Consider the following 22,626-nt stretch of genomic DNA (forward strand, 5'->3'; position numbering starts at 1 on the left):
GATGGTGTCTAAGTAAATCGTGCACCCGACAATCCCGTAAATTGCTTCTTACACCAAACTATTCTTCAGTACACTTGAAGCTTTAAAGTTCACTTTTTTCCCGGACTTTATTGTCATTGGCTCGCCCGTTTGAGGGTTTCGGCCTTGCCGCTCGGGAGTAGTGACAACCTTGAAGTTACCGAAATCAGGGAGCGCCAGAACCCCGTCTTCAGCCAGGCCCTGTTTTAGGGTGGCCATCACTGAATCAAAGGTTTCCCCTGCAGCCTTTTTACTAATGTTGTTGTCGCGAGAATATTTCTCAATAAATGCAGATTTGTTCATGTGTACTCCGTAAATTACTTTTCGATTTTTGCGTATAAATTCTTATGAGGGCAAATAAGCTCCCAGTGAAACGCCTGTATTTTGGCTTTTTGAGGACGCTTATTGGGTTTGTAAGGCGTGATCCTTATAGGTTCATCTGCGTGATTAGACCCGATTAGCGGGATCCCGCCCTGAAGTTGCTTTGACTCATTCCTTATAGCACCTGGTACTTCTATAAGGGCAGTTGTATAAATGCGCTTGGTTTTCTGTCGGCGCTTTCTTATCGGATAGCGCGAAAAGGCTTCCAGTCTTTCAAGTGCTACCGTGTCCCCTTTTAGTAAGTCTTCCGCCTCTGCGTAAGATACCTCTTTAGTGTCTGTTGTACCTGAATAGGAAAAGCTTACTGAAAGCAGAGAGCGTGCAGCAGGAATATATTGAATTTTCCTGCTTACCTGTTTCGTCATTAGCATTTCGTATGCGTCATGAATATACGCATGCTTTTTTTCTTTATCATTGTACTTGGCAATGTCAGCATCAAACTCTGTTTTGATAGCATTGATATGCGTCACGAGTTTCTCAGCTTCCACCATTCGAGCGTGCTTCAATTGAATAGCGCCCGGGGTCAACTTCGGATGAAATGTGTTTGTTCCTGGAGCTGCGAAGTAACTAACAATGTCGCGCCTGGCTATATCTAAGCCAGTGGCCTTGTAGTGATGCCCGGAAGGCTCATAATCACCGTTATTTTCACGGCGCTGTTTATTCCTGTCCACATCTGGTAACGGGGCGCAATATGCTGATACAACATCTCGGTCGTTGAGCATATCTTTAAGCTCTCGGCTTCTGGCTAGCAACCGCTCAATAATATCCTTGATGGCCATAGTTAAGTGTCCCAATAATCATGCACAAAATATATACTAAATGTACATTCCGCGTCAATTATTAGGTTTATAGATTGGTAGAAACTAACCCTAATTCAGAGAGAACGACAGCGGTGGATGTACTTTTCGTTGAAGAGGTTTTCAGAGTAAGGCGTTGGCCAGGGTTGGAAGGCGTAGATCCTTTACTTTTCGGTTCAGAGGGTCTGTGGACGGACTGGATATTGCGAAAATAGTAGCGACCTCGTTTGTTTTAGGTTTTCTGGTACCAACAACTGGAATTGCACAGCTATCAAGCAATCTGATGAAAACGCTCATTTGTTTCTGTGACGGCAAAGATGCTTCGATAACGTGGCTGTAGTGCTCTGAGCTGTTAGCAGGATAATGGGTGACAACGCCCACCGAAAACGCGGCTCGTTCATCATCTTTTGCTAAAACGCCTGGTCCGTCGACAGTTCTCACGTAAACACCGCCAAGCGCTTCCCAGGCTTCGCATGCACAAGAAATCCATTCCTCATCGCCGCGGTTTTCCATCTTGTTTATGAACTCTTGTCTTTGCTTGTATTGAGACATCCACTTTCGCAAATTTTTAAGAAAGCCCTTTTGTTTAACGCCGAGATCACTGAAAAAATTGGCGCACTCTGGACTCATGGATGCCCGGTTTGAAATAAGCCATTTGCGTATATGTACCATTGGATCGCCTGATGCGACCATTAGTGAGCTTAAATGTGCCGTGTTTAGTTTTTCGAAGATTTCGGTGATTGGAAGCTTTGAGCTCATTTCAAATGCGAGATTTCTTTAGTTCTGAAAGCTAAGGAAACTGCGAATAAGTCCCGCAATTTAGCGCTCAATTAAGTTGCAGCATCACCGGCCTAATTTTTAAACTCTAATTTTGCAGTTTAGGCCAATATACCGCTGTTTTAGGTCGGATTTCGACCTTATTCCGGGTTATTCCCGGATTTCAGACAGATCTTGGCTGTCGTCGTAGCATCTGGTCTACTTTAAACAGGTTTGCCAAGGTGAATAGCATGGCTAACTGTGAGTCATTTTTTATCAATCCCTTATAGCGAGCTTTGATAAAACCAAATTGGCATTTGATGATGCGAAACGGGTGTTCAACTTTTGCTCGGATGCTGGCTTTTAAATATTCGATGTTGATGACAGTTTTGTTTTTGCAGGGATACTTTTTCAGTGCCCGCACCTTTCCGGGACGCTCAGCAATCAGCCATTCCACATCCTTTTCTTTAAGTTCTTCACGCTTCTCTGCGCCTTGATATCCAGCATCGCCAGAGATGAATTCCTCATCGCCATGCAACAGGTTCTTCATCTGATTCAGGTCATGTTCGTTGGCGGCAGTGGTCACCAGCGTATGCGTCAGGCCACTCTTGGCATCCACTCCTATATGGGCTTTCATGCCGAAGTGCCATTCATTACCTTTTTTAGTCTGGTGCATATCCGGGTCACGCTCATTCTTTTTATTCTTGGTGGAGCTGGGTGCTTCAATAATCGTCGCATCCACCAGTGTACCCTGCGTCATCATCACACCGCACTCCGACAGCCATTGGTTGACCGTTTTGAATAATTGGCGAGTCAGCTTGTGCTTTTCCAGCAAGTGCCGGAAGTTCATAATGGTAGTGCGGTCAGGAATGGCTTTATCCAGTGACAGTTGCGCAAACTGACGCATTGAAGCAATCTCGTACAGCGCGTCTTCCATGGCTTCATCACCGAGGCTATACCATTGCTGCATACAATGAATGCGGAACATGGTTTCCAGTGGATACGGGCGGCGGCCGTTGCCAACTTTAGGATAAAAGGGTTCAATCACTTCCAGCAGTTGAGTCCACGGCAACAAGTTGTCCATCCGGGATAAGAATATCTCTTTACGGGTCTGACGGCGCTTGCTGGAAAACTCACTATCGGCAAAAGTTAACTGTTGGCTCATGGGCGGTAATGGCTGTGATTTACTATGCAGCTATGATCTCACATCGGGCACTTATTCGCATCTTCCCTAAGGTTTTAAGTCATATTCATTTGCTTTTTAAATTAAGTAAAAAACTCAACACGCGGGGTGAATAGGTACGTATACATCGACCTATAATTAGTTTACGCAAGGTAACATGCCTTTATTTTGAACTTTCACTTGTCTTTGATAAAGAATATCATCCCGTGTTGTTTACTACTAAAGCGATTTTAGTATTAATAACAAGTTATTTAATCATTCCTAAGTGTTCTCTTATCAATGACGTGAACTCGCGACTTGCTTCAACCGAGGGCACATGCCCAGTTTGTTTTAATTCAGTCACAGGTGCGCTTAGGGTTTCTCCCAATGCTTGCAATGATGAGGTGGGTGTAGCGACATCATCTTCACCAGCAATAAGCAAAATAGGTGCACCATTAGGTTTAAGCTGTGTATGTGTGTCTCTGTCGCCAAGCCACGCACACAATAATCCGTAAGAGTGATCATCAACGTTCGCTAGCAAACCTTCCCATTGTGACAGTAACGTGGGGAAACGTTTGGTACTCACTGGGCTAAACCACCTTGGAACCAAGCTAGCTGCGAGTGTTTCAAGCCCTTGCTGAGTCACGTTTTTCTGGCGCTCCAGCCATGCTTCAGTGGTACCTATTTTCATCCCAGTATTAGTTAACACTGTGCTTAACAAGCGTTCTGGGTGGGAAATTAACAGTTGTTGACCTAACATACCGCCAATTGACGTACCCACGAAGTGAAACTTATCGATACCTAGTGAGTTACACAGGGTTAATAAGTCGTCAACTAACTGTGATCCATCAAGGCTTTTCGTGTTTGCGGGGAACGCTACGCTGTCACCGTGTCCAGGTAGGTCATAACGCAAAATGCTGAAGTTCACCATTAAGTCTGGTACGAGGTAGTCCCAAACACGCATATTCATACCCAACGGGTGAGCGAGCACTACAACAGGTTTGTGCTTAGTCTCAATGAACTGGTAGTGAATACCTTGCTCTGATATTGTCGCCATGTTGAGTTCCTAAATGCGTTTTAGCAGTGTCGCTATACCTTGGCCTACACCAATACACATACTGCATAGTGCGTAATCGGCCGAGGTTTGTTCAAATTGTAATGCGGCAGTATGCAGTAGGCGTGCCCCCGACATACCAAGTGGATGGCCAAGTGCAATGGCACCGCCATTGGGGTTCACTCTTGAGTCATCGGAACTGAGTCCAAGTTCCTGCATACAGGCCAATGCTTGTGCTGCAAACGCTTCATTAAGTTCAATTGTGCCAATATCGTCTAGGCTCAACTTTTGTTTTGCAAGCAATTTATTAACCGCTGGTACTGGGCCTATACCCATAATAGTGGGTTCAACGCCAGCGGTAGCCATCCCTTTAATTTGAGCAACAGGCGTTAAGTTATAGCGTTCAACGGCGGCTTCACTTGCTACAAGCATGGCAGATGCGCCATCGTTAATGCCCGATGCATTACCCGCGGTAACCGAGCCGTTTTCACGAAACGGTGCTTTTAGTTTTGCTAATGCTTCTAATGTAGTTTGAGGGCGTATATGTTCATCTTTGTCGATGACGATGGCATCGCCTTTTCTGGGCTGAAAGGTCACAGGTGTTATTTCTTTAGCAAAGCGGCCAGACGCTTGAGCTGCTGCCGCTTTTTGCTGAGACTGATACGCAAAGTTGTCTTGTGCTTCTCGGCTAATAGAGAATTTCGCTGCTACATTTTCTGCAGTCTCAGGCATGGTTTCTGTGCCATATTGCTGCTTTAACGCAGGGTTAATAAAGCGCCACCCCATGGTGGTATCTTCAAGTATCTGTGAGCGGTCAAATCCGTTTTGTGCTTTGCCCATCACAAATGGAGCTCGCGACATAGACTCAACGCCGCCAGCAAGAATAAGGTCTGCTTCACCTGATGCAATTGAACGGTAAGCAAGGCCAATGGCATCCATACCTGAACCACACAAACGATTAATTGTGGTGGCTGGTACCGAAAATGGCACGCCTGCAAGCAAAGTGGCCATTCTAGCCACGTTGCGGTTGTCTTCACCGGCTTGGTTGGCACAGCCGAAAAACGCATCATCAATGCTTTCTGCTGGTAGTTGAGGGCACTGCGCCAGAACTGCGCGAATAACTTGTGCAAGCAAATCATCTGGGCGAATGTTGGCTAGCCCACCTGCATAACGACCAATGGAAGAGCGGTTGGGGTTACATAAATAAACGTTCATTACGCAGTCTCCGTTTGGCTGTGCGCCGCTTCAGTAACGCGCTTTAGTTCTCTTAATACTTCGATTTCGCTGCTGGTGGGTTCATCAGTGGTTTGAAGTGTGTCAGCAAAGCGAATGTCCCAGCCAGTGGCATCGATTACCTGTTGCTTTGTAACGCCTGGGTGCAAACTCACCACAATAAGTTCATTGGTTTCATCTTCTGGCTTTAATATACAAAGGTCAGAAATCACCAAAGTGGGGCCTTTACCCAGCGTAGATTTGCCTTTGCGGCCTTGGCCGTCTCGACCAAAACCCAATGTGGTAATGAAGTCGACATCTTTAACAAAAGTGCGCTTTGAATGCCTTACGGTGATGATCACTTCTTTGGCATTGGTTGAAATTTCTGGTGCACCGCCACCGCCAGGAAGGCGAACTTTAGGGTTGGCATAACTGTGAGCGCCATCAGGGCCACTGTCTTTGTGCGATGCAGCGATAACTGTGGTGTTAATGTTGCCGTATCGGTCTACTTGTGCGGTGCCAAGGAAACCCACATCAATATGACCGCCTTGCAGCCAGTAACGGAACATTTCGGGAACCGAAACGGTGGTAAGCGCCGACTCACAAAGTTCACCATCCCCAATAGATAAAGGCAAAACCTGCGGCTTGGTTTCTATGGTACCTGACTCGTAAATAAGTGTTATGTCAGGGGCATGAGTAAGGCGTGCTAAGTTCGCTGCAGCACTTGGTAAGCCAATGCCCACAAAACAAGTCGAATTGTTATTCAGAGCACGGGCAGCGGTAATCGTCATCATTTCGTCTGAAGTATATTGTTCGGTCATGATTATTCTCCTGCTTGAAATACTTCTTCATCTAACCACTTTAAAAATGGCTCGCGCTCTCGGCTTATGCTGTCCCACTTCTTGTAGTAACTGTTGTCGCGCGGGTAGTAACCATGTGTATAAGACGGTTTAGCGCCAAACGGTACGGTGGCAATGGCGTTGATTGTCCAAGCGGGAAGTACACAACTATTTGGACCTGCTTCTAAGTCGTCCACAATTTCTTCGACGGTGACGATGCTATAGCGAGAAGAAAGCACAACTTCCTTTTGAACCCCTAAAATACCTTCAATGAGTACGTTTCCTGCGCGGTCTGCTTTTTGCGCATGAACTATGCCCACATCGGGTTTAATCGATGGCACTGCGGCAAGCGCTTCACCCGTAAACGGGCAAGTAACGGTTTTGATGTTGGGGTTCACGTGCTGTAGATCACTACCTACATAACCCCTGAATACCGCCATGGGTAAGCCTGATGCACCCGCTTCATAAGCATTTGCCATTGCCGCGTGACTGTGCTCTTCAATTTCGAGCGGAGCGGGGTAGCCGTGCTCAATGGCGTCACGTACGCGGTGTAAAGAACCTACACCTGGGTTTCCTCCCCATGAAAACACAAGTTTGCTCACACACCCGGCACCGACTAGCTGATCGTAAATAAGATCAGGGGTCATTCTTACCAATGTGAGGTTGCGACGTCCTTGGCGAATAATTTCATGCCCTGCGGCGAAAGGAATAAGGTGAGTAAATCCCTCTAATGCAACTGTGTCGCCGTCCTTAACGCCATCTTCAATAGCTTTTGAAAGTGTTGTAAATAGTGTCATAATAAAAGTTCGCAATACGAATGTTGATTCATAATGCGAACAAATTAATAATTTTGATTGTTTAGGTCAAGTAATAAATGTTAAAAAATTGCTAGGACGATCAGTCAAAGCAATTTATGTTGCTGAATTCATAAGAGAACTGGCACTTCGTTAAACAATAAGAAATAATTCGCAAGATCCAACAAGAGACACAGTGCATGAGTGAAGAAAAAATACCGTCAACCCATCGCGATTACATAAGCGCGCTTGCTACCGGACTAGAGGTGTTAGGGGCGTTTGATGGTCAAAACAAAGAAATGACCTTATCGCAAGTAGCTGAAAAAATGGGAATTGATAGGGCCAAAGCCCGTCGGTTTTTGCTTACATTGCATTCTCTTGGCTATATCCGTCGTGAGGGGCGACTCTTCGCCTTGGCACCTAAAGTGCTGTCGTTAGGGCAAGCTTATACCAGCAGCAATGGTTATATAGCAGTGGTCGAGCATTACCTTAAATCGATTACCGCAGAATTAGGGGAGTCGGCTTCTCTTGGGAAGTTAGATGGACAGTCGGTGGTGTACGTGGCGCGTTCTCCGGCATCACATCGTCTTATGTCGATTAACATAACAACGGGCACTCGACTGCCTGCACCGTATACGTCAATGGGACGAGTACTTGCAGCACATCTTGACGCTTCAGAATTAACAGCATGGGTGAATGAAGCACAGTTACACCCACATACTGAGAAGAGTATTACCACTGCACAGGCGTTAGAACAGGAACTAATTAAGGTTAAGCAACAAGGTTTTAGTATTGTTGATCAAGAGCTTGAAGCGGGGTTACGCTCGGTTGCTTTACCTGTATTTAGTGGCAAAGGCGAATTGCTGGGGGCGATGAACTTAAGTACCAATGCATTAAGGGTGAGCTTAGAAACCATCACCGAGCATTGTATTCCTGTACTTAAACATGCTGCTGAGCAAATAAGACAAGATCTGCGCTAACCCCTTTTAGGGGTAGCGACCTTCTATTCGGTTTTGCACCAGCTCATCTAATATCACCATGGCCGCAGCCATAATGTCATCTTCGGCTTCCTCGCGTTTACTGAGAAACACCGAGCTGTTTATGCCGTCGTCTTTAAGCCGAACAAACGCCACACCATCTCTGTTCATGCGCATCACTTGTTCAGGCACAAGGGTGAAGCCCATATCTGAGGCAACGAGACCCAGTGCAGTGCCTATGTCATTAACTTGCTGGGCCACTCTTACTCTCAACCCGCGACTGGCAAACAGATCCAAGCAGATGTTAGCAAAGGTTGGAGGCTTACCACCTGGGTAAGTAATTAACGGCAGTGTAGCGAGCTCTGCCATATCAACATCGTCATTAGCAAGTGGATGATGGATAGGTAGAGCGGCAAGGATAGGCTCGCTGAACAACAACTTCTGAGTCACATCGGCTTCTAGTGATGGCATCACAACCCGACCAAAACCCATATCAATTTTACCTGACTTGAGGGCTTCAATTTGTTCACCGGTTTTCATTTCGAGCAGTTCAACATCCACTTTGTGCTGCTGTCTTAAGCGCCTAACAAGCTGAGGAAGTTGCCCGTAAAAAATGGATGGAACAAAGCCAATTCTGAAAATTCGCTTTTTTCTTGCATCAATTCGCCGACTTTCTTCAACACATGAAGCTAACTTTTCAAGTATGAGTTGGGCCTGTTTCCAAAAGTATTCGCCAGCGGGGGTTAGGGTAATGCCACGGGCTTCTCGCTGAATGAGTTGAACACCAACCTCTTCCTCTAACTGTTTGATTTGTCTTGTTAAAGGTGGCTGGGCCATGAATATCTTTTCGGCCGCTCTGGTCATGTTCTTTTCTTCCGCTACCGCACAAAAGTAGCGTAAATGCCTTAACTCCACCATACCTCCTAGGTATCGATACTAACTAAATCAATATTGGTTGTTAACAAAAAATATTTGTAGGTTACACGCAGACATTTACTGGCAACACAAAATTAACATTTACATGATATCACAAATTCAAACTTACATTGTCGATATTCCTACGATACGACCACACAAATTGTCCATGACATCTATGGCGGTTCAGTCGATGGTTATCGTAAGAATTACCGACGACAACGGCCTTGAAGGTATTGGCGAAGGTACAACAATTGGTGGTCTCGCGTACGGCGCTGAGAGCCCAGAAAGTATCAAAACCAACATTGATACGTATTTAGCACCTTATTTGATTGGACAGTCAGTTGCCAGCCCTAAAGCATTAATTAACAAGTTACACCTTGCTTTTAAAGGCAACCCTATTGCCAAGTCTGCGGTGCAAACGGCCCTGCTTGATTTACTTGGTAAACAACTTGGTGTGCCAGTTTCAACCTTACTCGGTGGTGCTTGCAATAATCATTTGTCTTGTCTTTGGGTATTGGCTTCAGGCAATACTGAAAAAGACATTGAAGAAGCGAAAGGCCTAGTAGCCGAAAAGCGCCATAACATTTTCAAACTAAAAATTGGCTCTCGTTCGGTACGTGACGATGTAGCGCATGTGGGCAAGATCAAAGCAGCGTTAGGCGATGACGTAAGTATTCGCGTTGATGTTAATCAAGCGTGGAGCGAGTCTCAATCTACTTATGGTATGGCTGCACTACAAGAAGCCGGTATTGATTTAGTCGAGCAACCGACCCCTGCAAAAGATTTTGCCAGCCTAGTGCGTCTTTCTAAGAAATTTAACATCTGCATTTTGGCTGATGAATCTATTGCTGATAGTACAGATACCCTTTTGTTGGCTCAGCAAGGTTTCACCGGCTCAGTGGCACTTAAGATAGGCAAAGCAGGTGGACTGTTTGGTGCACTTGATGTGGCTGCTGTGTGTAACGCGGCAGGTATTGGACTATATGGCGGTACGCTGCTTGAAGGCACTGTGGGTACCACAGCCGCGTTACATGCATGGTCGACCCTACCTGTTATTGAATTTGGCACAGAGATGTTCGGCCCACTGCTGCAGTGCGATGACATCGTTAAATCCCCTCTAAATTATCACAACTTTGGCGTTGAAGTTCCTACGACAGCTGGGCTAGGGCTCGAAATCGATGAGGACAAATTACGTCAATACACCCGCAAGGCGAAGTAAGGAGCAAATATGTTATTCAAAGTTGAAATGACTGTGATACCGCCAGCACATCTGAGCGAAGAAGAATTTAATGCAATTAAGTTGAAAGAAAAAAACTATGCCGAAGGACTGCAGGAAGAAGGCATTTGGGTACACCTTTGGCGAGTGGCTGGTCAATACGCCAATGTGAGCATATTCGAGGTGAAGGATAACCAGCATTTACACGACGTACTAATGGGCTTACCGCTGTACCCCTTTATGACGATGAGTGTGACGCCTTTGTGTCAGCACCCTTCATCAATCAAATAAAAAACTAACAGGCAAAAACTCGCTGCATTGCAGCGCGGAGACTAAGACTATGACTACTATCAATACTTTACAAACTGAACATGTTCAAACGTTACTTAAGCGTGCCGCTGGCCTAGACAACGACAAAGGCAATCCTCGCACTAAAGAAATTATGCACCGCTTGCTAACTGACGTGTTCAAGATGATTGAAGACCTCGACATTACACAAGAAGAGTTTTGGCAAGGCGTTAACTACCTAAATGAATTAGGTGCGAATGGCGAAGCCGTGCTGCTTGCTCCAGGTTTAGGTTTTGATCATTTTCTTGATGTTCGTGAAGACGCTAAAGACGCTGCCATTGGTGAGCTAGGCGGTACACCACGTACTATTGAAGGTCCGTTGTATGTTGAAGGCGCGCCGACAAGTGAAGGCGAAGCAAGAATGGATGATGGTCAGTCACCTGGCCAAGAAATGTGGCTACATGGTCAGGTTGTTGATGAAGAAGGCAACCCAATTGCAGGCGCAGTTGTTGATATCTGGCATGCCGACGTGAAAGGTGCTTACTCGCATTTTGACCCATCTCAAACTCCGTTTAATTTACGTCGCCGCATCATTGCTGATGAGCAAGGCTGCTATCGCGCACGCAGTATTGTACCTAGCGGCTACGGTTGCCCTCCAGGTGGTTCAACGATGAAAGTGCTAGAAAGCCTTGGCCGTCATGGTAATCGCCCTGCGCACATTCACTACTTTGTAGCGAAAGACGGCTTTAAGCACCTTACTACGCAAATTAACTTAGCCGGTGATGAATACACCTATGACGATTTCGCTTTCGCAACGCGTGACGAATTGGTTGTTGAAGCAAAAAGTGTATCTGAGCCAGAGCAAATTAAAGCCATGGGCTTTAAAGACAACTACCTTGATGTGGAATTCAACATCACATTAATGGCAACGAAGAACGACGAGAAGCAAGACAAGCATGCTCGTGCCCGTGCAACTGTGGAGCAGGCGTAAGCCTGCTACCTTCGGGAGATAAATTATGTCAGCAACATTGAATCAACTAGAACAGAAGATCCGTGGTGCCGTTGAGGCCGACGAAGAGACGGGGCATTATCGCTGTGACCGTGGGATCTTTACCGACAAAGACTTATTTGATTTAGAAATTAAACACATCTTTGAAGGCAACTGGGTATTTTTGGCACATGAAAGCCAAATTCCCGAAATCGGTGACTATTACACTACTACAATTGGTCGCCAGCCGGTTGTTATTACACGTAACAAAGGCGGCGACCTAAATGCCATTTTAAATACGTGCTCGCACCGCGGTGCAACATTGTGTCGTCGTAAGCGCGGTAACAAAACGTCTTTTACTTGCCCCTTCCACGGTTGGACGTTTAACAACTCAGGCAAACTTTTAAAAGCGCGTGATCAGAAGAAAGGTGGTTACCCTGAGTCGTTCAATGTTGATGGCTCTCATGACCTTAAGCATATTGCACGTTTTGAATCGTATCGCGGCTTTTTGTTCGGTAGTTTGAATGCCGATGTATTACCGCTAGAGCAATATCTAGGTGAAACCACGAAGGTTATCGACAATATTGTGGATCAAGATCCAGAAGGTATCGAAGTTATTCGTGGTACTTCAACGTACACCTACGAAGGTAACTGGAAGCTTACTGCTGAAAACGGTGCTGATGGCTATCACGTTGGAACTGTTCACTGGAACTACTTATCAACGATGAGTCACCGCAATTATGAAGAAGGCGGTACAGAAGCAGTTGATGCGAAAAGCTGGTCGGGTGAGGGTGGTTTCTATTCGTTTGAAAATGGTCACATGATGTTGTGGACGCGTTTAACAAATCCAACTGCACGCCCTATTTATAGTCAACTAGAACGCCTTCAACAGGAAGTGGGTGAAGCGCGCGCTGACACCATTGTAAATCAAACGCGTAACTTGTGTTTGTACCCTAACGTATACGTGATGGACCAATTCTCAACACAAATTCGCGTACTTCGCCCTATTTCTGTGAATAAGACGGAAGTGTCTATTTACTGCTTTGCACCTAAGAGCGAGTCTGCTGAAAATCGTCAAAAGCGCCTTCGTCAGTACGAAGATTTCTTTAACGTATCTGGCATGGGAACACCGGACGACCTAGAAGAATTCAGAGGTTGTCAGCAAGGCTACGAAGCGCGTGATATGCGTTGGAACGATATGAGCCGAGGTGCAGCGCACTGGATGGAAGGCCCAGACGATTATGCCAAAGGTGTAGGTATGGACACAGTTGCGTCAGGTATCAAACCAGAAGATGAAGGCCTATACGTTCATCACCACAAGCATTGGGTAGAAGAAATGCTAAATGCGATTGAGCTAGAAAGAGCCAGTCATATTCCTGTTGTGCAAAAAGATTAAGAGGTGGCCGTGATGACTTATCAGGAAATTCAGGCGTTTGTATTTCGCGAAGCGCGTTTACTTGACGACCGTCAATGGGATGAGTGGCTAACGTGCTATCACCCAAAATGTGAATACTGGATGCCAGCATGGGATGATGATGATCAGTTAACTAACGATCCTCAAAAAGAAATCTCGCTCATTTATTACCCCAATCGCAATGGTTTGGAAGACAGGGTTTACCGCATAAAGACTGAGCGTTCGGGGGCGAGTATGCCAGAGCCGAGAACCACGCATCAGTGCAGTAATTTAGAAGTGCTGAGCCAAGACGAGACAACAGCGGAAATCCGCTACAACTTCAACACGCTTAGCCATCGCTATCGCGAGACATCACACTTCTTCGGAACCGTGTTTTGTTCATTGGATATCAGTGGTGAAACACCAGTGATTACGCGTAAAAAAGTGGTGTTGAACAACGATTATATCAACCAAGTTATTGATGTATATCACCTGTAAAGACGGAGAATTATTATGTCTTTCAAAGTAGCTCTTAATTTCGAAGACGGCGTAACGCGCGTTATCGAATGTAATGATGGTGAAACAGTGCTCGACGCTGCCTATCGCCATCAAGTGAAACTGCCAATGGACTGCTCTGATGGTGTTTGTGGAACCTGCAAAGGTAGCTGCAAGCAAGGTACTTACGACTTAGGTGATGAATACATCGATGAAGCGTTAACCGACGATGAAGCTGCTGATGGGTTAATTCTTACCTGTCAGATGTTGCCTCAATCAGACGTGGTGGTTTCTATTCCAGCGGCCTCTTCGCTGTGTGCATCAGGCCCGCAAAGCATTACAAGCACTATTACCAGTGTAAATGCGTTGTCGGACACCACCATTGAATTAAATGTCGCTTTGTCTGAGCCACTTGATTTCTTGCCCGGTCAGTACATTAATTTGGGGCTGCCAAACTCTGATGAGACCCGTGCGTATTCATTTAGCTCTTGTCCGGGAAGCAAAGACGCAAGCTTCCTTATTCGCAATGTGCCTAATGGCTTGATGAGTATTTACTTAAGCAAAAACGCCAATGCTGGCGACGTGCTTCCGGTAACCGGTCCACTCGGTAGTTTTTACTTGCGCGCAGTAGAGCGCCCAGTACTTATGCTAGCAGGCGGAACAGGGCTTGCACCTATTCTTTCTATGCTGGCGTCGCTTGTGCAGAACCCAACCAGTCAACCTGTGTATTTACTCTACGGTGTGACCAATGTGGATGACTTGGTGAAGCTTGAAGCCTTACAAGAATATGCCGATGCATTGGACAACTTTAGCTACGCTACAGTCGTCGTTAACCCAGATAGCGCACATGAGAAGTTGGGTTTTGTTACTGATCATATGGAAAGTGTTCCATTTGCACTGGCTGACGCCGATGCATATTTATGTGGACCTCCGCCAATGGTTGATGCCGTGCGTCAATACTTTAAAGATGCGGGCACAAACCCATATTCGTTCCACTACGAAAAATTCAACCCCAGCCAGCCTAAAGAGGAAGCCGCATGAGCTTGCGCTTCGACGGGCAGGTCATTGTAGTTACCGGCGCAGCGCAAGGCATTGGCCTTCGCGTTGCACAACGAGCTGCTACTGAGGGAGCAAAGTTGGTATTGGTGGACCGCTCAGCGCATGTTCAACAGATTGCCCAGTCACTCAATGAAAACGGCGCGGATGCTATTGCTGTAGAGGCTGACTTAGAAACCTACGAAGGTGCGCTTAATGCTATGAATACGGCATCGGCGCATTTTGGGCGAATCGATAAGCTTATCAATAATGTGGGGGGGACCATTTGGGCCAAACCCTACGAGCATTATCAAGCTGACGAAATTGAAAAAGAAGTTCGTCGTTCGTTGTTCCCCACGTTGTGGTGTTGTCGCGCAGTATTACCTGCCATGTTAGACAATGGAAAAGGCGCCATAGTGAATGTGTCTTCTGTTGCTACTCGTGGTGTAAACCGCGCGCCTTACGCCGCGGCAAAAGGGGGCGTGAATGCACTGACAGTGTCACTTGCCTTTGAGTATGCGCAGCACAATATTCGTGTGAATGCCACGGCACCAGGCGGAACCGACGCGCCTCAGCGTATTATTCCGCGCAACGAGTCTACACAAAGTGAGCAGGAAAAAATTTGGTATCAGCAAATTGTCGATCAGACCATTGATACCAGTTTTATGTCTCGTTACGGCACCCTAGATGAACAAGCATCTGCCATTTTGTATTTAGCTTCAGATGAAGCCAGCTATATTACAGGAACTATTTTGCCTGTTGCAGGTGGAGATTGTGGTTAAGTAACAAAAATAGAATACCGCGTTCCCAAGCTGTGCTATTCGCAGGTGATTTCTTGCGGGTAGCACGGCAACCAATGGAGTGACTTATGCAAAATCAGCCTACTTTCATTTCTTTTCCACCGTTAAAAGACTGGTCGTTGTCTGCTGCAGTAGCGGGGATCCTCGCATCAACAATGGGCTATGCAGGTCCACTGGTTATCTTGTTTCAAGTTGCCGAATCGGCGAATTTGAGCAGTGAGGTACTGACTTCTTGGATTTGGGGGATGTCTATTGCTAGCGGTTTACTATGTGGTTGGTTTAGCTTGCGCTATCGCATGCCCTTGCTTTTTGCATGGAATGCACCGGGTTCTGCCTTGCTCGTCACCTTAGTGCCGGGTATGCCGTGGGGCGATGTGATAGGCGCGTACATTATGTCTGGTGGCATTTTGTTGTTATTGGGAGTAACAGGGGCATTTGAGCGACTAGTGAACCGATTGCCTTTGGCCTTAGCCGCGGCACTGTTGGCAGGAATATTGGTTAACTTTTCCCTCGATCTCTTTTCTAAGATGACACAAGCGCCTTTACTGGGGCTGGTGATGTTCGCAGGCTATATTTTATTGCGTCACTTGCTACCGCGTTACGCAATCATGCTTACCGTTGCTATTGGGGTAGGGGTACTGGCCTTAAACTATGATTTGTCATTTCAACAAGTTGACTGGCAAATATCAACACCGCATTGGTACATGCCTAGTTTCTCACTCACTGCATTATTTAGTATTTCAATACCGCTTATGTTAGTTGCTGTGAGTGGCCAATTTATTACTGGTATCGCCATACTAAGGCAAGACAAGTATTCACCACCGTCAAATCAGATTGTTGCAGGTAGTGGGCTTATGAGTATTCTGTTTGCTCCAACGGCGTGCCATGGGGTGAATTTATCTGCAATAACCGCTGCCATTTGCACCGGCCCAGATGCCAACCCCGACCCTAAAAAACGCTATTTTGGCCCAGCTGTCGCCATGCTGTGGTACATCATGTTTGGGCTATTTAGCGCCGCGTTAGTGAGTGTGATCCAAGCGTTTCCCGCAGCGTTTATCGCAATGGTGGCCGGCATTGCACTTTTGGGGGCGCTGGAAGGGTCACTTTCTACAGCATTAAGCCAACCTGCAGACCGAGAAGCGGCGTTGTGTACCTTTCTTATTACCGCATCGGATTTGTCGTTATTAGGGCTTTCCTCCGCGTTTTGGGGGCTAGTCATTGGCGGCACTATCATTGTTGTTCAGCGCTATCTTAAAAAGTAACACCAGCAACAAAAGCAACACCGCTCCCAAGCAATTTTGACCCGCCAAATGGCGGGTTTTTTATTCGTGTATTTTTCCTTTAGGTTTGTTTGTTTTTAATTATTGGTGAATTAATTTACAAATAATGAACAAATTGTGGCGGGTGATTTTTGTCTACAAGAGCTCTCAATGTTCTTCCAAATCTGTTTGTAATTATCAATTAATAACAATGGTTTATATGTTTTTCAATGCATTGTTGTTCAACCTGTATACCGCAAAGCCATACCCGTTAAGTATTGCGAGTCACTCATTTGGTATTGGTTTGTGATTTATCTTCACAGTAAGTTCCTTGCTTAGAAACAATTGAATAACACAAAATTTACAAAGGCGGGTTGCCTTAACGTCAGTTGTTTCTGTTTATCACACACATGCTTGGCACATTTACAACGGAGAACTGAATGAATACTTTAAAACAAAAAACACTCATCAAGCCCCTACTTGCCTCGTCACTATCGGTTGGTTTAGCGCTTGCTACTGGCGCAGAGGCAGCGAACCTAGCTGACACCGAGGTGAAATTCTCTGGTTATATCAAAGTTGACGCAATGTATAGCGACTACTCAAACGGTGAAGGTGTTGGCCCTGGACGTGATATTTACGTACCGTCTTTGGTACAAACGGGCGCCACCGACGATGGGCTAGGTGGCCGATTTGATGCGCACGCAAAACAGTCTCGTTTCAGATTTACTACCAATACGCCAGTAGACGGTGAAGACGTCATTACCGGTGTGTTTGAATTTGACTTTCTATTGACATCTGGTGGTGATGAGCGAGTGAGCAACTCCTATACGCCACGTATGCGACATGCTTACTTGAAATACAACAACTGGCTTATTGGTCAAACTTGGTCAACTATCATGGACCTAGGCGCTTTGGTTGAATCAGTAGATTTTATTGGTACGACAGACGGTGTGGCTTTTACTCGTCAACCACAAATTCGTTATTCAAATAACGGTTTTGAAGTGGCGTTGGAAAACCCTGAGACAACCGTTGGTACTACCACTACCGCGCAAATTACGACAGATGACAATTCTGTACCTGATCTCATTGGTACTTATACGATGAAAGCCAGCTGGGGTCATGTGAAAGTGGGCGGTATCTTGCGTCAGCTTGCTTATGAAACACAAGGCGAAGATTACTCAGACACGGGTATTGCACTATCGCTTTCATCGCGCATTAACTTGAGCAATGGCGATGATATTCGCATTCAAGTAGCTAGTGGTTCGGGCTTAGGTCGTTATGTTGGCGTAAATGCTGCCAATGGTGCCTTCCTAGACGATGAAGGTAACTTTGATGCCATTGATGCAACCGCGGTTACTGTAGCTTACCGCCACTTATGGAGCGAAAGCGCTCGTACCAATCTTATTTTCTCTTCATTAGATGTAGACACCGTCGAGGGCATGGTGGGCTCGCGCACACATGACGTTTACAGCACGCGTATTAACTACATCTACAACATTACTAAGCCGCTATCGGTTGGCTTGGAATATACCTACGCAAAGCGTGAAACTGTTGACGGTTTCGACGGCGATATGAGCCGCGTTCAAGCAATGGCGAAATACGCTTTTTAACATTCACCTACCACAATACGAGTAACTTACCATGATATTTAAAAATAAAACGCTCAGAAAAGTCGTCTTGGCCAGTAGTGTGATGGCGACAAGTGTATTGTCAGGTATGTCTGCACATGCCGACGAATCTCCCATAAAAATTGGCGTAATGCTGCCATACAGTGGTGTTTACGCTGGGTTGGGTGAGGCTGCTACTAACGGCCTGAAGCAAGCCCTAAAAGAAAAGGGCAATACTATTGCCGGTCGCCCTGTTGAATTCATCATTAGCGACACTGAAGCAAAGCCTGCTCGCGCTCCAGAGTTAACCTCTGCAATGACCGATAAAGACAATGCCGATTTCATTATTGGCCCGGTTCACTCAGGGGTAGCAATGGGCATGATTAAATCGGTTAGAAACAAAGACTCTATCATGATCATTCCCAATGCAGGTGCTAACGCTGCAACAGGTGCATTCTGTCAGCCGAATGTGTTCCGCACATCTTTTTCGTCTTGGCAAACTGCTTACCCAATGGGTAATCAAGCCATTGAAATGGGCTATAAAAAGGTGGTGACACTAAGTTGGAACTACGGGTTTGGAAAAGAGTCGCTTGCCGCGTTTTCAGAATCATTTGAAGCTGCTGGTGGCGAAGTGGTTAAGGAAATTTTCGTACCGTTTCCAAAAACAGAGTTTCAGTCTTACCTAACTGAAATTGCCTCAATAAAGCCAGATGCTGTATTTGTGTTCTTTGCCGGTGGTGGCTCGGTTAAGTTTGTTAAAGACTACGACGCCATGGGGCTTAAAGGCAAAATTCCACTTATTGGTTCTGGTTTCTTAACAGAAGGCACCATTGAAGCGCAAGGTGAAGCCGCTGACGGCCTATTCACCACACTACACTACGCCGATACTTTGGATAACCCTAAGAACAAAGCGTTCAGAGCCGAGTATTTGTCATTGTACAACAAGCCTGCTGACCTATACGCCGTGCAAGGGTATGACGCAGGCCAACTGATCATTCAAGCCGTGGAAGCAACCAAGGGTAATACCGCTGACAAAAAAGCTCTGATAAAGGCAATGGAAGGTGTTGAAATTGATAGCCCGCGCGGCAGCTTCCATTTCTCTAAGGCGCACAATCCAATTCAAAACATCTATTTAAGAAAGGTTGAGAACGGAGAAAACGTGGTGGTTAAAACCGCTGCAGCGAACCTGAATGACCCAGCACGTGGTTGTCGTTTATAAGTTATTGCAAGTAGGGAAGCCCATGGGCTTCCCCATAGAGGTATAAAAATGGAAATGTCGCTTTTCCTCGTGCAATTACTAAACGGTATTCAGTATGGGCTGTTACTGTTTTTGGTTGCATCAGGTCTCACATTAGTTTTTGGCGTTATGGGTATCTTGAACCTTGCTCATGGCTCTATGTATATGATTGGCGCCTATTTGGTGTATTACTTTGCCGCCATGACAGACAGCTTTTGGTTAGCTGTGGTCATTGCTTGCAGTATTGCTATGGTCATAGGCGTAATTATTGAGCGCTTTCTTATAGTGCATTTATACAAGCGCGACCACCTTGATCAGGTGCTGCTAACGGTTGGTTTAATCTTTATTTTTAACGCGGCACAAAGCTTCATTTGGGGTAACGACCCTCTGGGGGTTGATGTACCTGAGCTGCTGTCATCGTCAATTCAAATTACCGATATTGTTGAATATCCGGTTTATCGCTTGTTCCTGTCGGTATTGTGTGTGGGTATTGCCATAGGCATGTATTACGTCATCAACAATACCAAGCTTGGCATGATGATCCGCGCCGGTGAGTCTAACCGTGAAATGGTTGAGAACTTGGGCGTGAATATCGGCACATTATTTACTGTCGTTTTCGCCGTTGGCGTTACCTTATCTGCCTTGGCCGGTATTGTTTCTGCGCCTGTGGTGAGTTTAGTACCTGGTATGGGAGAGCGCGTACTCATTTCATGCTTTGTTGTAGTGGTTATTGGGGGAATGGGCTCAATAAAAGGGGCTTTTGTGGCGGCCTTGCTAGTAGGCATTGTTGACACGTTCGCATCTGTGCTGTTGCCCGGCATGTCGAGTATGACAATTTACTTGCTAATGGCACTTATCCTTATTTTTAAACCACAAGGGCTTTTCAAAAGTTAAGGTTGTACGATGTCTGTATTTTCTAGCAAAGCTGAAAAAGTATTTATTTTTGCGTTTTTCTTTATTGCCTTGGGTATTCCCTTATTTTTCAATGAGAACACGTTTTACGTAAACAAAATCTCCACCATGCTGATTTTGTCTATTTTTGTTATGTCTTTGGACTACTTGGTGGGAAGAACTGGCCTTATCACCCTTGGTCACGCCATGTTCTACGGATTAGGCGGATACTTATTTGCCATTATGATCCCCGAATACGAAGTGGTTAACTTTTGGTTGTATACCTTTTATGTCATGGCCGCTAGCGGTGTTATCGCACTTATTGTTGGCTTTATTGTGCTAAGAACCAGCGGTATTTATATGATCATGATCACGCTGGCATTGGCGCAAATGACCTTTTATTTCTTTGCCGACTCAACGGAATACGGCGGCTTAGACGGGCTATTTATTTATCTAAAACCCGAGACCAGCATTTTTGGTTTGAATTTCTTAGATTTAGATAACGAGAACCACTTCTATTACCTGTGCTTGCTATCGCTATTTAACTGCTACGTGTTTTGTAAAGTTAGTTTGCATTCTCGGTTTGGGCGGGTGATTGACGCAATAAAAGAAAACCCTGAGCGTGCCACTGCACTTGGCTACAACATCTTCCACTTCCGTTTAGTGTCGTATGTATTGTCTTCGTCACTTGCTGCTTACGCAGGCTACTTGTTCTCGCTTCAATACGGTTTTGTTAATCCAACCATGATGAGTTGGGAAGTCTCTGCTTCTGCATTAGTCATGGCTATTTTAGGTGGCCTGGGCACTATTTTTGGGGCAATTCTAGGTGTATTCGTTTACGAGAGCTTGCACTACGGCATTGAACACATGACACAGTATTGGATGTTCTGGATGGGCTCGCTCATCATCTTAATGGTGCTGCTACTAAAAAGTGGTATTGCTGGGCTAATTGAGCAGTTGGTTGGAGGGAAACGCAAATGAGTGAATGTATCTTACAAGCTGAAAACCTTTCAAAACACTGGGGCGGGTTAAAGGCGCTCAACGAATTTAATATTAAGTTCTACGACAAGTCACTACATAGCATTGTGGGCCCTAATGGCGCGGGCAAAAGCACCATGCTGAATATATTGTGCGGTACATATCCGGCAACTAAGGGGGTAATTTTGTATCGCGGTGAAAATATTACGGGGCTTAAAAGTCATCAGTTCTGCCGCAAAGGCATAGGGCGAAGCTTTCAGAAAACCAATATTTTCAAAGATGCCACATGCCTGGAAAACTGCTGCATTGCCGCCCAACAACGGGTGGGTAGCAGCTTCAATATGTTTAAGTCGAAGCATTCAAGTAAGCATGTAACTGCGATTGCCGAAGATGCCCTTGAACAGGTTGGGTTATTGAAGCAAGCCAATACCAAAGCCAGCGCCATTAGTTATGGTGAGCAGCGTCAACTAGAAATTGCCATGGTATTGGCGACCGACCCCCAAGTGCTTTTGCTTGATGAGCCAATGGCGGGCATGGGCCATGAAGAGTCGCTGATCATTATTGACCTACTTAAGTCGCTGAAAAAGCGCTACTGCATTGTGCTGGTAGAGCACGACATGGATGCCGTTTTTGAGCTATCTGACCTAATGACCGTGATGGTGGACGGGCAGCATTTGATCACCGATGTGGTAGATAACATTCGAGCAAACCCTTTAGTTCAAGAAGCCTATCTGGGCAACGATGACGAGGTATTTTAACGTGACAGACAACATTCTAGAGGTAAAAGGCATTCATACCTTATACGGGGAAAGCCATATTCTGCACGGGGTATCTTTTGCCATTAAAAAAGGGCAGACCGTAAGTATTATGGGCCGCAACGGCATGGGCAAGTCCACAACGTTGAAATCTATTTTGGGTATTGTAAAGCCGCGTAGTGGCGCTGTGTTGTACAAGGGCAAAGAAATTGATGCTCTGCCCACGTGGAAACGCATGCGTAACGACATTGCTTATGTGCCAGAAGGGCGGGGCATGTTTCACAACTTAACAGTGAAAGAGCACTTACAAATGGCTGCGCGCAAAAATTCGCGAGGTGAAGCGCACTGGACTTATGCCAAGGTGCTTGAGGTATTCCCTCGTTTAAAAGAACGCTTAACCAATAAAGGTACTCAACTCTCTGGCGGTGAACAGCAGATGCTAGCTATAGGTAGAGCCCTTTTGACCAACCCTGATTTGCTGATACTCGATGAAGCCACAGAAGGCTTAGCACCGCTCATTCGCAAAGAGATTTGGGATGTTATTCGCAAAATTAAAGAAACCGGTGTGTCGACCATTATTGTGGATAAAAACATTAAGGTATTGCAGACGCTGTGCGACCAGCACATTCTTATTGTGAAAGGGAAAGTGCAATTTAACGGTGACTCGCAAGCCCTTGAGGAAAATCGCGCATTTATTGAAACCAGCCTTGCGGTTTAATTGCGCTGTAATACGGTGAGAAGCTGGGGTAGCATGACGCCCACTTGGATGAAGAGGC

At 45.8% G+C, this 22,626-nt stretch carries 24 protein-coding genes; 15 read left to right on the forward strand and 9 right to left on the reverse strand.

Annotation, left to right across the window (positions count from 1 at the left end):
- Positions 1 to 48 precede the first annotated feature (48 nt).
- From JKP77_RS03935 to JKP77_RS03970, 8 genes are all read right to left on the reverse strand, one after another.
- Positions 49 to 321: an HU family DNA-binding protein gene (locus JKP77_RS03935; RefSeq protein WP_218309923.1), complete on the reverse strand. Its 273-nt coding sequence runs from the start codon at positions 319 to 321 to the stop codon at positions 49 to 51.
- 14 nt (positions 322 to 335) lie between these two features.
- Positions 336 to 1,178 carry a DNA replication terminus site-binding protein gene (locus tag JKP77_RS03940; protein WP_218309924.1) on the reverse strand — a complete coding sequence of 281 codons (843 nt, stop codon included), beginning with the start codon at positions 1,176 to 1,178 and terminating at the stop codon, positions 336 to 338.
- Positions 1,179 to 1,319: 141 nt separating this feature from the next.
- Positions 1,320 to 1,955, reverse strand: coding sequence for a hypothetical protein (locus JKP77_RS03945; RefSeq protein WP_218309925.1), 636 nt, complete (start codon positions 1,953 to 1,955; stop codon positions 1,320 to 1,322).
- A 181-nt stretch (positions 1,956 to 2,136) separates the two neighbouring features.
- The gene (locus JKP77_RS03950; RefSeq protein ID WP_202942914.1) at positions 2,137 to 3,117 is read right to left on the reverse strand and encodes an IS5 family transposase; all 981 of its coding nucleotides are present in this window, start codon (positions 3,115 to 3,117) and stop codon (positions 2,137 to 2,139) included.
- 265 nt (positions 3,118 to 3,382) lie between these two features.
- Complete coding sequence (locus tag JKP77_RS03955; RefSeq protein WP_202942913.1) at positions 3,383 to 4,171, reverse strand: alpha/beta fold hydrolase; 789 nt, start codon at positions 4,169 to 4,171, stop codon at positions 3,383 to 3,385.
- A 9-nt stretch (positions 4,172 to 4,180) separates the two neighbouring features.
- Positions 4,181 to 5,383 carry a 3-oxoadipyl-CoA thiolase gene (gene pcaF / locus JKP77_RS03960; RefSeq protein ID WP_202942912.1) on the reverse strand — a complete coding sequence of 401 codons (1,203 nt, stop codon included), beginning with the start codon at positions 5,381 to 5,383 and terminating at the stop codon, positions 4,181 to 4,183.
- The gene (locus JKP77_RS03965) at positions 5,383 to 6,201 is read right to left on the reverse strand and encodes a CoA-transferase subunit beta (protein ID WP_069944879.1); all 819 of its coding nucleotides are present in this window, start codon (positions 6,199 to 6,201) and stop codon (positions 5,383 to 5,385) included. The genes pcaF and JKP77_RS03965 overlap by 1 nt, the downstream gene beginning before the upstream one ends.
- Positions 6,202 to 6,203: 2 nt before the next feature.
- Positions 6,204 to 7,016, reverse strand: coding sequence for a CoA transferase subunit A (locus tag JKP77_RS03970; protein WP_187447496.1), 813 nt, complete (start codon positions 7,014 to 7,016; stop codon positions 6,204 to 6,206).
- A gap of 197 nt (positions 7,017 to 7,213) precedes the next feature.
- On the opposite strand from JKP77_RS03970, the gene JKP77_RS03975 reads away from it, so the two are divergent.
- Positions 7,214 to 7,993, forward strand: coding sequence for an IclR family transcriptional regulator domain-containing protein (locus JKP77_RS03975; protein ID WP_069944877.1), 780 nt, complete (start codon positions 7,214 to 7,216; stop codon positions 7,991 to 7,993).
- A gap of 6 nt (positions 7,994 to 7,999) precedes the next feature.
- On the opposite strand, the gene JKP77_RS03980 is transcribed toward JKP77_RS03975, so the two are convergent.
- Positions 8,000 to 8,908, reverse strand: a complete 909-nt coding sequence (locus JKP77_RS03980) for a LysR family transcriptional regulator (protein WP_218309926.1) — start codon at positions 8,906 to 8,908, stop codon at positions 8,000 to 8,002.
- A 103-nt stretch (positions 8,909 to 9,011) separates the two neighbouring features.
- On the opposite strand from JKP77_RS03980, the gene JKP77_RS03985 reads away from it, so the two are divergent.
- From JKP77_RS03985 to JKP77_RS04050, 14 genes are all read left to right on the forward strand, one after another.
- On the forward strand, positions 9,012 to 10,127 hold the full coding sequence (locus JKP77_RS03985; protein WP_202942911.1) for a muconate/chloromuconate family cycloisomerase: 1,116 nt from the start codon (positions 9,012 to 9,014) through the stop codon (positions 10,125 to 10,127).
- 9 nt (positions 10,128 to 10,136) lie between these two features.
- Positions 10,137 to 10,415, forward strand: a complete 279-nt coding sequence (locus JKP77_RS03990; protein ID WP_014977317.1) for a muconolactone Delta-isomerase family protein — start codon at positions 10,137 to 10,139, stop codon at positions 10,413 to 10,415.
- 49 nt (positions 10,416 to 10,464) lie between these two features.
- Positions 10,465 to 11,403 (forward strand): catechol 1,2-dioxygenase, encoded by a 939-nt coding sequence (catA, locus tag JKP77_RS03995; protein WP_069944874.1) that lies wholly within the window; start codon positions 10,465 to 10,467, stop codon positions 11,401 to 11,403.
- 25 nt (positions 11,404 to 11,428) lie between these two features.
- Entirely contained in the window at positions 11,429 to 12,796 is a 1,368-nt protein-coding gene (locus tag JKP77_RS04000) for an SRPBCC family protein (protein ID WP_202942910.1), read from the forward strand.
- A gap of 12 nt (positions 12,797 to 12,808) precedes the next feature.
- Complete coding sequence (gene benB, locus JKP77_RS04005) at positions 12,809 to 13,291, forward strand: benzoate 1,2-dioxygenase small subunit (protein ID WP_202943168.1); 483 nt, start codon at positions 12,809 to 12,811, stop codon at positions 13,289 to 13,291.
- Between the two features lie 15 nt (positions 13,292 to 13,306).
- Positions 13,307 to 14,329: a benzoate 1,2-dioxygenase electron transfer component BenC gene (gene benC, locus JKP77_RS04010; RefSeq protein WP_069944871.1), complete on the forward strand. Its 1,023-nt coding sequence runs from the start codon at positions 13,307 to 13,309 to the stop codon at positions 14,327 to 14,329.
- The gene (locus tag JKP77_RS04015) at positions 14,326 to 15,105 is read left to right on the forward strand and encodes a 1,6-dihydroxycyclohexa-2,4-diene-1-carboxylate dehydrogenase (RefSeq protein WP_069944870.1); all 780 of its coding nucleotides are present in this window, start codon (positions 14,326 to 14,328) and stop codon (positions 15,103 to 15,105) included. Before benC ends, JKP77_RS04015 begins: the two co-directional genes overlap by 4 nt.
- 86 nt (positions 15,106 to 15,191) lie before the next feature.
- Positions 15,192 to 16,385, forward strand: coding sequence for a benzoate/H(+) symporter BenE family transporter (locus JKP77_RS04020; RefSeq protein WP_069944869.1), 1,194 nt, complete (start codon positions 15,192 to 15,194; stop codon positions 16,383 to 16,385).
- Between the two features lie 437 nt (positions 16,386 to 16,822).
- Positions 16,823 to 17,992, forward strand: a complete 1,170-nt coding sequence (locus tag JKP77_RS04025; protein WP_069944868.1) for a DcaP family trimeric outer membrane transporter — start codon at positions 16,823 to 16,825, stop codon at positions 17,990 to 17,992.
- 82 nt (positions 17,993 to 18,074) lie between these two features.
- Positions 18,075 to 19,208, forward strand: a complete 1,134-nt coding sequence (locus JKP77_RS04030) for an ABC transporter substrate-binding protein (protein ID WP_246601069.1) — start codon at positions 18,075 to 18,077, stop codon at positions 19,206 to 19,208.
- Between the two features lie 48 nt (positions 19,209 to 19,256).
- Positions 19,257 to 20,120: a branched-chain amino acid ABC transporter permease gene (locus tag JKP77_RS04035; protein ID WP_014977307.1), complete on the forward strand. Its 864-nt coding sequence runs from the start codon at positions 19,257 to 19,259 to the stop codon at positions 20,118 to 20,120.
- 9 nt (positions 20,121 to 20,129) lie between these two features.
- Complete coding sequence (locus tag JKP77_RS04040; protein ID WP_202942908.1) at positions 20,130 to 21,098, forward strand: branched-chain amino acid ABC transporter permease; 969 nt, start codon at positions 20,130 to 20,132, stop codon at positions 21,096 to 21,098.
- Complete coding sequence (locus JKP77_RS04045; RefSeq protein WP_069944864.1) at positions 21,095 to 21,853, forward strand: ABC transporter ATP-binding protein; 759 nt, start codon at positions 21,095 to 21,097, stop codon at positions 21,851 to 21,853. Before JKP77_RS04040 ends, JKP77_RS04045 begins: the two co-directional genes overlap by 4 nt.
- A 1-nt stretch (position 21,854) precedes the next feature.
- Complete coding sequence (locus JKP77_RS04050) at positions 21,855 to 22,568, forward strand: ABC transporter ATP-binding protein (RefSeq protein WP_202942907.1); 714 nt, start codon at positions 21,855 to 21,857, stop codon at positions 22,566 to 22,568.
- Positions 22,569 to 22,626 lie beyond the last annotated feature (58 nt).

Origin of the sequence: Alteromonas antoniana (assembly GCF_019249295.1) — a bacterium.
GTDB lineage: Bacteria > Pseudomonadota > Gammaproteobacteria > Enterobacterales > Alteromonadaceae > Alteromonas > Alteromonas antoniana.